This window comes from Buchnera aphidicola (Macrosiphum euphorbiae), assembly GCF_005237295.1.
In the GTDB taxonomy this organism is placed as follows: domain Bacteria; phylum Pseudomonadota; class Gammaproteobacteria; order Enterobacterales; family Enterobacteriaceae; genus Buchnera; species Buchnera aphidicola_AP.
Genome location: NZ_CP033006.1, coordinates 474,644 through 487,147 on the forward strand (window position 1 = coordinate 474,644; position 12,504 = coordinate 487,147).

11 protein-coding genes are annotated in these 12,504 nt (G+C 25.7%); 9 read left to right on the forward strand and 2 right to left on the reverse strand.

All coding sequences use genetic code 11. The features are described 5' to 3' along the window. The first annotated feature begins 139 nt into the window (after positions 1 to 139). Positions 140 to 1,969 carry a translational GTPase TypA gene (gene typA / locus D9V71_RS02200; protein ID WP_158340746.1) on the forward strand — a complete coding sequence of 610 codons (1,830 nt, stop codon included), beginning with the start codon at positions 140 to 142 and terminating at the stop codon, positions 1,967 to 1,969. 117 nt (positions 1,970 to 2,086) lie between these two features. On the opposite strand, the gene gmk is transcribed toward typA, so the two are convergent. Continuing rightward, entirely contained in the window at positions 2,087 to 2,710 is a 624-nt protein-coding gene (gene gmk / locus D9V71_RS02205; RefSeq protein WP_158340747.1) for a guanylate kinase, read from the reverse strand. A 132-nt stretch (positions 2,711 to 2,842) separates the two neighbouring features. After that, positions 2,843 to 3,802, reverse strand: coding sequence for a tRNA-modifying protein YgfZ (gene ygfZ, locus D9V71_RS02210; protein WP_158340748.1), 960 nt, complete (start codon positions 3,800 to 3,802; stop codon positions 2,843 to 2,845). 175 nt (positions 3,803 to 3,977) lie between these two features. Between ygfZ and prfB the strand changes: the two genes are divergently transcribed. The 8 genes from prfB (at position 3,978) to corC (ending at position 12,434) form a co-directional block, all read left to right on the forward strand. After that, positions 3,978 to 5,076, forward strand: a protein-coding gene (gene prfB, locus D9V71_RS02215) for a peptide chain release factor 2 (RefSeq protein WP_158340749.1) whose coding sequence is annotated in 2 segments (ribosomal slippage) — positions 3,978 to 4,052 and positions 4,054 to 5,076 — 1,098 coding nt in all. Because the reading frame shifts where the segments join, the coding sequence is not laid out codon by codon here. Between the two features lie 9 nt (positions 5,077 to 5,085). Beyond that, on the forward strand, positions 5,086 to 6,603 hold the full coding sequence (lysS, locus tag D9V71_RS02220) for a lysine--tRNA ligase (RefSeq protein WP_158340750.1): 1,518 nt from the start codon (positions 5,086 to 5,088) through the stop codon (positions 6,601 to 6,603). A 68-nt stretch (positions 6,604 to 6,671) separates the two neighbouring features. Next, entirely contained in the window at positions 6,672 to 7,919 is a 1,248-nt protein-coding gene (gene lysA / locus D9V71_RS02225; RefSeq protein ID WP_158340751.1) for a diaminopimelate decarboxylase, read from the forward strand. A gap of 34 nt (positions 7,920 to 7,953) precedes the next feature. Beyond that, on the forward strand, positions 7,954 to 8,805 hold the full coding sequence (gene lgt, locus D9V71_RS02230; RefSeq protein ID WP_158340752.1) for a prolipoprotein diacylglyceryl transferase: 852 nt from the start codon (positions 7,954 to 7,956) through the stop codon (positions 8,803 to 8,805). 6 nt (positions 8,806 to 8,811) lie between these two features. Next, positions 8,812 to 9,606, forward strand: a complete 795-nt coding sequence (gene thyA / locus D9V71_RS02235) for a thymidylate synthase (RefSeq protein WP_158340753.1) — start codon at positions 8,812 to 8,814, stop codon at positions 9,604 to 9,606. Positions 9,607 to 9,662: 56 nt separating this feature from the next. Continuing rightward, a complete protein-coding gene (gene miaB / locus D9V71_RS02240) occupies positions 9,663 to 10,982 on the forward strand; it encodes a tRNA (N6-isopentenyl adenosine(37)-C2)-methylthiotransferase MiaB (RefSeq protein ID WP_158340754.1) in 1,320 nt (439 codons plus the stop codon). 178 nt (positions 10,983 to 11,160) lie between these two features. Beyond that, a complete protein-coding gene (gene ybeY / locus D9V71_RS02245; RefSeq protein ID WP_244278910.1) occupies positions 11,161 to 11,469 on the forward strand; it encodes an rRNA maturation RNase YbeY in 309 nt (102 codons plus the stop codon). 80 nt (positions 11,470 to 11,549) lie between these two features. Continuing rightward, a complete protein-coding gene (gene corC / locus D9V71_RS02250; RefSeq protein WP_158340756.1) occupies positions 11,550 to 12,434 on the forward strand; it encodes a CNNM family magnesium/cobalt transport protein CorC in 885 nt (294 codons plus the stop codon). The last annotated feature ends 70 nt before the right edge of the window (positions 12,435 to 12,504 follow it).

Sequence of the window (12,504 nt, forward strand, 5' to 3'; positions counted from 1 at the left end):
TTACATAAAAGAAAATATTTTTTACACATATTTATAAAAATTAGCATATCAATAATATTCCTCAAATCTCGTCTTATAATTCTATCTAAAACCAGTCTGTAATACATCTAAATTATTACTATTTTTGAAAGGAAAAAAAATGCATCACAATATAAGAAATATTGCCATTATAGCACATGTTGATCATGGAAAAACTACATTACTTGATAAACTATTACAACAATCAGGAACATTTCAAGAACATGAAGAAAAAACTGAAAGAATTATGGATTCTAATGATTTAGAAAAAGAACGAGGTATTACAATTTTATCTAAGAATACTTCTATAAAATGGAAAAATTATAAAATAAATATAGTAGATACTCCTGGACATGCTGATTTTGGTGGTGAAGTAGAACGTGTGATGTCTATGGTAGATTCGGTACTGCTAGTAGTAGATGCTTTAGATGGACCAATGCCACAAACAAGATTTGTCACTAAAAAAGCATTTAAATATGGTCTAAACCCTATAGTGGTTATTAATAAAATTGATAGAATCAATTCTCGTCCTGACTGGGTAGTAGATCAAGTTTTTGATCTTTTTGTTAATCTTGATGCAAATGATCAGCAACTTGATTTTCCTATTATTTATACATCTGCTATTCTTGGAACTTCAGGAAAAGATTATCTAAAGATGGAAAATAATATGATTCCATTATATGAATCTATCATTAAAAATGCTCCCGCTCCTAATGTTGATCCTGATCAAAAATTTCAAATGCAAGTCTCCCAACTTGATTATAATAATTATTTAGGAGTTATAGGAGTTGGTCGTATTAAACAAGGATCAATAAAACCCAATGATCCAGTAACTATTATTGATAGCTCTGGAAAAAATCGAAATGGAAAAATCAATAAAGTTTTAAATTATTTTGGATTAAAAAGAATAGAAACAAATCAAGGCAATGCCGGAGACATAATTGCTATTACAGGTCTTAATAAATTAAAAATTTCTGACACAATTTGTCATCCAGATAATTTACAATCTCTACCGGCATTAAGTATAGACCAACCAACAGTAAATATGTTTTTTTCAGTAAATACTTCACCTTTTTCAGGAAAGGAAGGAAAATATATTACATCTCGTCAAATTTTAGAACGATTAAAAAAAGAAACTTTACATAATGTTGCATTACAAATAAAAGAAACTAAAGATGCAAATATTTTTTCTGTCTCTGGACGAGGCGAATTACATTTATCTATATTGATTGAAAATATGCGTCGTGAAGGATTTGAGTTAGAAGTTTCTCGCCCTAAAATCATTTTTCGTGAAATTGATGGAATTAAAAAAGAACCATTTGAAAATGTAACTTTAGATATTGAAGAAAAAAATCAAGGAAGTGTTATGCAGTTTATAGGTACAAGAAAAGGTGAATTAAAAAATATGATTATGGATTCAAAAGGAAGAGTACGACTCGAGTATATATTATCTAGTAGAGCATTAATTGGTTTTCGTGGAGAATTTATGAGTATAACTTCTGGAACAGGACTCTGTTATTCATCTTTTAGTCACTATGATCATCTTCAAAATAATAATATTGGGCAAAGAAAAAATGGAGTTTTAATATCTAATAGCATGGGCATGGCAGTTGGTTTTTCTTTGTTTAATTTACAAGAAAGAGGAAAGTTATTTATAGGACATGGTGCTCAAGTCTATGAAGGACAAATAATAGGATTACATAATCGTTCTAATGATTTAACAGTTAACTGCTTAACTGGAAAAAAATTAACTAACATGAGAGCTTCTGGAACGGATGAAGCCATAGTTTTAACAACAGCTATTAATTTGACTTTAGAAGAAGCAATAGGATTTATCAATGATGATGAACTTGTAGAAGTTACACCTCATTCTATACGATTACGTAAATTTTATTTAAAAGAAAATGAAAGAAAAAGAGCTCATCGAAACAAAAATATTAATTTTAAATAAAAAATATAAATTAAAAAAATAAAAATATTTAATATTGTCTTTTGAATTATATAATTCTATTTGTTCAATAGAATTATATAAAAGTATTTGTATAAATTATTTAATATTTTTCTGTAATTAACGTTTTAATAAATTAGAAATTAATAAGTTATATTTATTTTTTTGATGAAATAAACATAGATGTTCAGCAGTGATAATTGTTGTTAAATCATTTACTGCTTGTTTGAAATCGTCATTAATAATCAAATAGTCATATTCTGAATAATGTTGCATTTCATCTACTGCTTTTTCCATCCTTTTTGCAATTACTATATCACTATCTTGACCTCTTTCTCTTAATCTTTTGTATAATGTATCTTTAGATGGAGGTAGCAAAAAAATACTTTTTGATTCTGGCATTTTATATTTAATTTGTTTGGCTCCTTGCCAATCAATATCAAGAAAAACATCAATTCCAGAATATAACATTCGTTCAATAGATTGACGCGAAGTGCCATAATAATTACTAAAAACTTTTGCATATTCCAAAAAAGATTCCTGTTTAATCATAATTTGAAATTCTTTTTTTGATACAAAATAATAATGTTTCCCATGCAATTCACCGGGTCGTATAATTCGAGTAGTATGAGAAATAGATACTTGAATGTTATACAAATTTTTTGATTTTAACAATCCTTGAATTAAACTTGATTTTCCTGTTCCGCTCGGAGCTGAAATAATAAAAAGAATACCTTGAGACATGATATTTTTAAAGTATAGTTTCGCCTGAAATTTTATAAAAAATAAATATTTTTTCTTAATGGAATAAAAAATAAATGTCGTGTTTTTTAAAAATAAAATATATAAATAAAAAAACAATTTTTATGTAACTATCTAATTTTTTATCAAAAAAATATTTTTAAATCCATATACTCTAAATAAATTCTTTACATCTACAGATTTTCGTAAAACTACTTGTATATAAATCTCTTCAGATCTAACATGAACTATAGACAATAAAAAACCAATTTTACACCACTTATCATGTATCTGAGTTTCGATAAATGAGCCTATTTTAGGTAAAATATTCCCTCTGCTTATTAAAAAACATAAAAAATATTTATTTATTTTTTTAAAAAATATTCGTGCTATTGTTTCTTGTCCATAATAACATCCTTTTTTAAAACTTATAGCTTTAAGCTTATCTAAATTAATTGCTTGTGGTGTAAATTTTTTAGAACATATTGCATCAATAATAGGAAATCCCGCTTCAATATCTAATAATAACCATTGTTTACTATTATTAAAGAATATATTTTTATTTATTTTTCTTTTTAAAATTAAAAAATCAGACAAAGATAAAACTAATAAAAAACGTTCTATTGGTTCTCCATACCACAGTATAGTTTTATTATTTTCATGAATTACTGAACAATTTTTGTCTGGTATTTTGATGAAAAAATTTAATAAAAATGATCTAACGTTTAACCCTGCAAGTCCTATTAAACACATATTACTTAATTCATGTATTTTTATTTTTGAAAAAACAGAATACTTTTTAATTTCTTCAACTTGAACTTTGCTAATGCTTTTCCGTTGAATATAACCATAACCTTTTTCATAATGAAACAAATGCATAGTACTCGAGACCTTGCCATTAAAATTGCAATGTGCACAAAGTGTATGATGAGTCTTAGGTAATAAATTCATATCAATAGTTAACTGACTTTGAAGATATTTCTTACTATCTAAACCTTCTACATAAGTCAAAGACCATTCTTCAAGAATTATCATTGTTAATGATAATTCGTCTGAAGGATAAACAAGATTTTGTAATGATAGAAATGATGACATTATTTTTATTTCCTAAAATACACTTAATATAAAGTATATAAAACTAAAATACATGTACCTATTGAATTAAATAGATATAATAAAAAATATAATTTTTACATATTTTAAAAGAATATATCAAAAAAAGTTAAAAATTTTTCAATACAAATTAAATTAATAGAAGAACTATAAAACTATGTCAGAAACAAATATGATAACTAATCAGATTAAAACTTTTAACAAACGCATAGAAGACCTCAAGAGGTATCTTTGACTATAACAAGAAAAAATCTCGTATTTCAGAAATTAATTTAGAATTATCATTACCTAAAACATGGAAAAATCAGATATCTATAACAAAACTTAATAAAGAAAAATATTTATTAAGTTCTATAATTCAAAATATTAATGAAATAGAAGAAAATATTAAAGAAGTAATTATTTTTTTAGAATTAGCAATAGAAACAAAAGATGAAAGTGTATTAAAAGACTCTTTTGCAGAAACGCAAAAAATAGAAAAAAAAATTAAAAAAATTGAATTTTACCGTATGTTTTCAAAAAAAAATGACCACTGTAATTGTTATATGGATATACAATCTGGTTCAGGAGGTACAGAAGCACAAGATTGGGCTAAAATGTTACTTAGAATGTATTTAAGATGGGCTGATAAAAAAGGATTTCAGACAGAAATTATTCATGAATCTATTGGAGAAATAGTTGGTATTAAATCTTCTACTATTAAAATAAATGGAGAATATGCATTCGGATGGCTAAGAACAGAAACAGGAATACATCGTTTAATTAGAAAAAGTCCTTTTGACTCTGGGAACCGACGTCATACTTCTTTTGGTTCAATTTTCATATATCCAGAAATAGATGAAAAAATTGATATAAACATAAATTCTTCTGATCTTAGAATTGATGTTTATAGAGCATCTGGAGCTGGAGGTCAACATGTAAATAAAACAGAGTCAGCCGTTCGCATTACTCATTTGCCTACGAACATCGTCACTCAGTGTCAAAATAATCGTTCTCAACATAAAAATAAAGAACAAGCAATAAAGCAAATGAAATTAAAACTATATGAAATGCAAATAAGAAAAAAACAAAAAGAGAAACAAAAAACAGAAAAAAATAAATCAAATATAACTTGGGGTAATCAAATACGATCATATATATTAGATAACTCAAAAATTAAAGATCTTCGTACAGGAATTGAAAAAAATCACGTGCAATCTGTTTTAGATGGTGATTTAGATGATTTCATTGAACAAAGTTTAATCATTGGATTATAAGGAAAAAAAATGTTAGAAGCAAAAAATAATGATTATTATAATAATGTTTGTAATAACGAAATAACGAGAAGACAAAGAAAGCTTATTGATATGAAAAAAAAAGGATTTTCTTTTCCAAATAATTTTATAAGAAATACTACTTCAAAAAAAATTCATCAAAAATATCAAATAAAAGATAGTAACGTACTTAAAGGATTAAAAATTAAAGTTTCTATTTCTGGTCGTATGATACAAAGACGTGTTATGGGAAAAGCTTCTTTTTTCACACTACAAGATATGGAAGGAAAAATACAAATTTATATAAATGAAGAAAAAATATCATCTGAGTTTTATAATGCTCATTTTAAAAAATGGGATATTGGAGATATTTTAGGTGTAATTGGAATATTATTTAAAACTAAAACAGGGGAACTATCTGTTTACTGTCAACATATAGAAATACTCAATAAATCATTAAAACCTTTTCCAGATAAGTTTCATGGTTTATCTAATCAAGAAATACGATATCGACAAAGATATCTTGATTTAATTAGCAACAATAAATTATACGATCTTTTTAAAAAACGCTCTAATATTATTATGGCAATTCGCAATTTTATGATAGAAAATAATTTTTTAGAAGTAGAAACTCCAATGTTACAAAGTATTCCTGGAGGAGCAAATGCTAGACCTTTTGTTACTTATCATAATGAAATAAATTCTAAAATGTATTTAAGAATAGCTCCTGAATTATATTTAAAAAAATTAATTATTGGTGGTTTCGAACGTATTTTTGAACTTAATAGAAATTTTCGTAATGAGGGAGTATCAGCTCGACATAATCCAGAATTTACTATGATGGAAGCATATATTGCATATTCTAACTATGAAGATATGATGACATTAATAGAAAATCTTTTTAAGAGTATTACAAAATCAATTTTTAAAAACAATGAAATTATATTTCATAAAAATAATTTTGATTTTAGCAAACCATTTCATAGATTGACTATGGAAAATTCTATTCTTCAATTTAATCCAACAATTACATTGTCTGATTTACATGATTTTAAAACAATAAAAGAATTTGCAAAATCGATGAATATTAAAGTAGAAAAAAAATGGGGAAAAGGTCAAATAGAAAATGAAATTTTTGAAAAAACAGTAGAAAAAAAATTAATTCAACCAACTTTTATCACTCAATATCCAGTAGAAGTTTCTCCATTAGCAAGACGAAATGATATTAATCCAGATACAACAGATAGATTCGAGCTTTTTATTGGTGGATATGAAATAGGAAATGGGTTTTCAGAACTAAATGATGTAGAAGATCAAAAAACACGGTTTTTAAATCAAATTAAACAAGCAAACAAAGAAGACAACAAAAATATATTTTATGATCAAGATTATATAGAAGCGTTACAATATGGTTTGCCACCAACATCAGGATTAGGAATCGGAATAGATCGTTTAATTATGATATTAACTAATCAAATTAGTATTCGTGATGTAATTTTATTTCCAACACTTCGTTCCTTTAACAAATAATTTTATAAATTTAAAATTTATCTTTTAAGAGATGAAAAAATTTTTATAAAAATTCAATGAGATATAAAATGCCACAACTACTAAATGATACTAAAAATAATCTTAATACAAAAACAATTAAAAACTTAATAGAAAAATATGAACCTCCATTTTGGGTTTATGACTCTGACATTATCTATAAAAAAATTAAATTGTTAAAAAAATTTGATGTTATTAGATTTGCTCAAAAATCTTGTTCAAACATTAATATATTGCGTCTAATGAGAAATAAAAATGTAAAAATAGATGCTGTTTCATTAGGTGAAATTGAAAGAGCTTTATTATCTGGATTCAAAGGAAACACAAATGAAATAATCTTTACTGCAGATATTTTAGACAAAAAAACCTTATCTAAGGTAGTTGATTATAAAATACCAGTAAATGCTGGATCTTTAGATATGTTAAAACAATTAGGAAAAGTTTCACCAGGTCATCATGTTTGGTTGAGAATTAATCCAAGATTTGGCTATGGACACAGTAAAAAAACTAATACTGGAGGAAAAAATAGCAAACATGGAATTTGGGAACCTAAAAAAGCAATACCAATTATAAAAAAATATGAATTAAAATTAATAGGTTTGCATATGCATATAGGTTCAGGAGTAGATTATTTACATTTAAAAAAAGTTTGTCAATCTATGATTAAATATGTTGTTCAATTAAATCAAAAAATATCATCTATTTCTGTTGGTGGAGGATTACCTGTACCCTATAAATTTGACGATCAACCTATTGATATAAAAAAATACTTTATGATATGGGATATTGCAAGAAACCAAATATCTGAATTTTTAGGAAAAAAAATTGAATTAGAAATTGAACCTGGAAGATTTTTAGTTGCAGAATCAGGTATTTTGATTTCAAGAGTATGGGCTACAAAAAAAATGGGTGACAAAAACTTTGTTTTAGTAGATGTTGGATTTAATGATTTAATGAGACCAACCATGTATGGTAGCTACCATCATATTTCCGTTATTTCTGGAGACGATAGGAATATTAATGAAATCGAAACAATTGATACTGTTGTAGCAGGTCCTCTATGTGAATCAGGAGATATTTTTACACAAAAAGAAGGAGGAACTGTCCAAACCAGAAAATTACCCATTATAAAAATAGGAGACTATTTAATTTTTCATGACACAGGAGCTTATGGTGCTGCAATGTCATCTAATTATAATACAAGACCACTCATTCCAGAAATATTGTTGAAAAACAATGATTCTATTGTTATTCGCAGACGTCAGACAATTGAAGAAATATTAAATTTAGAAAAATAATATTTTTTTTGATAAAAGGATATCATCTAAATAAATGTACATCTTTTTCCCCAACTTAAATCCTATAATTTTTACTATTGGTCCTATTTCTGCTCATTGGTATGGATTTATGTATATTATTAGTTTTTTATTTGCAATATGGTATGGAAAAAAACGCAGTATTAAAAATAAAAAAAAATGGTATAAAAAGAAAATAGAAACACTGTTGTATGCTATTTTTTTAGGTTCTTGCATTGGCGGAAGAATAGGATATATTATATTTTATAATTTTACATATTTTTCTCAAAATATATTGTGTGTATTTTATATATGGGAAGGAGGAATGTCATTTCATGGAGGATTAATAGGAGCTATAATTGTCATGCTGTATTTTTCTTTTAAATACAAAAAAAAAATATTAGAAATATCTGATTTCATCACTCCATTAATACCTTTTGGTTTAGGTGCTGGAAGATTAGGAAATTTTATTAATAGTGAATTATGGGGTCGTGTATCACCAAATTTCTCATATGCAATGATTTTCCCGAATTCTCAATATCAAGATTTAGAAACAATAAAAAAATATCCTCAATTAAAACCATTATTAGATAAATATGGAGCATTACCACGTCATCCTTCTCAATTATACGAATTTTTTTTAGAAGGCATTCTTTTATTTTTTATAATTTATTTTTTCTCAAAAAAAAATAGACCACTAGGTAGTATTAGCGGTTTATTTTTAATTTGTTATGGAATATTCAGAATATTAATAGAATTTTTTAGAGAACCAGATCCTCAAATAGGATTGTTCAAGAACATCATTACTATGGGACAAATATTATCATTTCCAATGATTATTGCGGGATCAATTATTATGTATCAATCTTTCTATAAAAATAGATTATGAGGAATCATGAAACAATATATAGAATTAATTAAAACAATCATTAAGATTGGGAATAAAAAGACAGATCGTACAGGAACAGGTACTTTATCTGTTTTTGGTTATAATATGAAGTTTAATTTAAACGCAGGTTTTCCACTTCTCACAACAAAAAAATGTCATATTCCATCTATTATTCATGAACTTCTATGGTTTTTAAAAGGAGACACCAATATTGATTATCTTAATAAAAATAAAATATCAATTTGGAACAATTGGGCAGATAAATTTGGAGATGTTGGTCCAATATATGGAAAACAATGGAGAAGTTGGAATACACCGGAAGGGAATAAAATTGATCAAATAAAGAATATATTGATACAATTAAAAAATACTCCTAATTCACGTAGAATCTTAGTTTCTAGTTGGAATGTTGGAGAAATAGATAAAATGAAGTTGCCTCCTTGTCATGTTCTTTTTCAATTTTATGTTTTTAATAACACATTAAGTTGTCAATTATATCAACGCTCTTGTGATGTATTTCTTGGACTACCTTTTAATATAGCTAGTTATTCATTACTAATACATATGATAGCACAACAATGTAACTTAAAAGTCGGAGAATTTTTATGGACAGGGGGTGATGTTCATTTATACAATAATCATATTCAATTAGCAGAAAAACAGATACTTAGAATACCGCGAAAGCTTCCAAAATTAATAATTCTTAAAAAACCTCAGTCATTATTTCAATATTCTTTTCAAGATTTTAAAATCACTGAATATCATCCTTATCCTTCTATTAAAGGTAAAATATCTGTATAAAAATTTTATATTAAAAACAATATCTTAAAAAATCAAATGGATTAATTTTTAAACATATGAAATATATATATATAAAAACTTGGGGTTGTCAAATGAATGAATACGATTCATCTATGATAGCTACTTTGTTGCAAAAAAAAAATAAATACCTGCTTACTGAATCAGCAAACAACGCTGATATCTTAATATTGAATACTTGTTCTATAAGAGAAAAAGCTCAAGAAAAAGTTTTTCATCAACTTGGAAGATGGAAAAAAATAAAAAATAACAACCCAAAAGTCATTATTGCTGTAGGAGGTTGTGTAGCAACTCAAGAAGGGCAAGAAATTTTTAAAAGAGCAAATTATGTAGATATCATATTTGGAACTCAAACTTTACATAGATTACCAAAAATGATTTCTGAAGTAGAAAAAAAACATAAATTATCTATTGATATCAGCTTTCCTAAATTAGAAAAATTTAAATATGCTTTAAAACCTAAAAATACAGGATATACAGCAAACGTTTCCATTATGGAGGGATGTAATAAATACTGCTCATTTTGTGTAGTGCCATATACAAGAGGAAGTGAAATCAGTCGTCCATGTGATGAAGTTTTGTTTGAAATATCAATTTTAGCAAAACAAGGAGTAAGAGAAATTAATTTATTAGGACAAAATGTTAATGCATATCAAGGTCCAACTTTTAATGGAAAAATTTGTTACTTCTCAGAATTAATAAGATTAGTCGCAGAAATAGATGGCATTGATAGAATTCGTTTTATTACTAGTAATCCACTAGAATTTACGGATGATATTATCGAAGTATATCAAGACACACCAAAACTGGTTAGTTTTCTACATCTTCCTGTACAAAGTGGTTCTAACAAAATCCTTAATTTAATGAAGCGTTCCTATACAGTAGAAGATTATGAATCTATTATTAAAAAACTAATCATTGCTAGACCTAATATTCAAATTAGTTCTGATTTTATTGTAGGTTTTCCCGGAGAGTCTGAAATAGACTTTCAAAAAACTATGAACTTTATAAAAAATATCAATTTTGATATGAGTTTTAGTTTCATATATTCTAATCGACCTGGAACACCATCTTCTAAAATGAAGGATAATCTTGATATAAAAGAAAAAAAAAGACGTTTATATCTTTTACAAGATCGTATAAATATACAAACACTTTTATGGAGTAGGAAAATGTTTGGAAGCATACAGTCTATTTTAGTAGAAGGTGTCTCTAATAAAAATATTATGAACTTATATGGCCGGACGGAAAACAATAGAATTGTTACTTTTAAAGGTTCATCTAAAATGATCGGACAATTTGTTAATGTAAAAATTAAAAAAGTACATACACACTCACTAAAAGGTGAATTATTTTAAAAATAATTTAATTAAGATCCATGAAAAATATTATTTTAAATCTTCAAAATTGTTGTAAGAGAAGTAAAAACATACCAAAAAAATCATATTTTAAAAAATGGATAAAAAAAGTTTTATATAAAAAAAAAATATTAATATAATCACGATACGAATCGTAGACGAATTAGAAATTAAAATATTGAATTTTACTTATAGAAAAAAAAATAAACCTACAAATATTTTATCATTTCCTTGCAATCAATTTATTAAACGTAATCATAAATTATTAGGAGATTTAGTATTATGTAAAAAAATAATAGAAAAAGAATCTTTAAAATATGACAAATTATTAGAATCACACTGGGCTCATATAACAATACATGGAACACTACATTTGTTAGGATATGATCATCAAAATAATCAAGAAACAGATATTATGGAAAAAATTGAAAATAAAATAATGCTGTCTTTGAATTATAAGCAACCACATATTTTAAAAAATTATTAATCTTTTATAAAAAATATTTTAACTCAGGCATTTCTACAATAGAATAGTAGAACATATTTCAAAATAGATAATCCAATACTATGAGTAATAAGCATTTACAAAATTGTGATAAAATAAATAGAAAAGGGTTTTTTTCTATTCTATTAAATCAAATTTTCCATGATGAACCTAAAAATAGAGAAGAACTATTAGTATTAATTCGAGATTCAGAACAAAACGAACTAATTGATCAAGATACTTGCGATATGTTAGAAGGAGTTATGCATATCGTCAAAAAAAGAATAAAAGAAATTATGATTCCAAGAACACAGATGGTAACATTAAAATTAAATTATAATTTAAATAAATGTCTTGATATCATCATTGAATCCGCACATTCACGTTTTCCAGTTATGAGTAGTGATAATAATTATGTTGAAGGATTTTTAATCGCTAAAGATTTATTACCATTTATGCAAAATTCAACAAATGTTTTTTTTATAAAAAATATATTACGACCTGCTGTTGTAGTTCCAGAAAGTAAATATGTAGATAGAATGTTAAAAGAATTTCGTTCAAAAAGAAATCATATGGCTATAGTAATCGATGAATTTGGAGCGGTTTCAGGTCTGGTTACTATAGAAGATATACTTGAATTAATAGTTGGAGAAATTGAAGACGAATATGATGATGAAGAAACATTAAATATTAGAAAATTGCAAAAATGTACATTTTCTATCAGAGCACTTACAGAAATAAAAGAATTTAACGAAACTTTTAATACTAATTTTAGTGATAAAGAAGTAGATACTATAGGAGGATTAGTTATGAAAGAATTCGGTCATTTACCAAGTCGTGGTGAAAGCATCAATATTGATGGATATTCTTTTAAAATTTCTATAGCAGACAGCAGAAAAGTTATACAAATACATGTAACGATCCCAGAAAATAAAATACCAGTTCTAATAGATACAAAAAAAAACTAATTTTTTAAATTCAAATAAAAAAATAAAATGATTTTTTAATTGATATTAAAAGTATTATATTGATTAAATA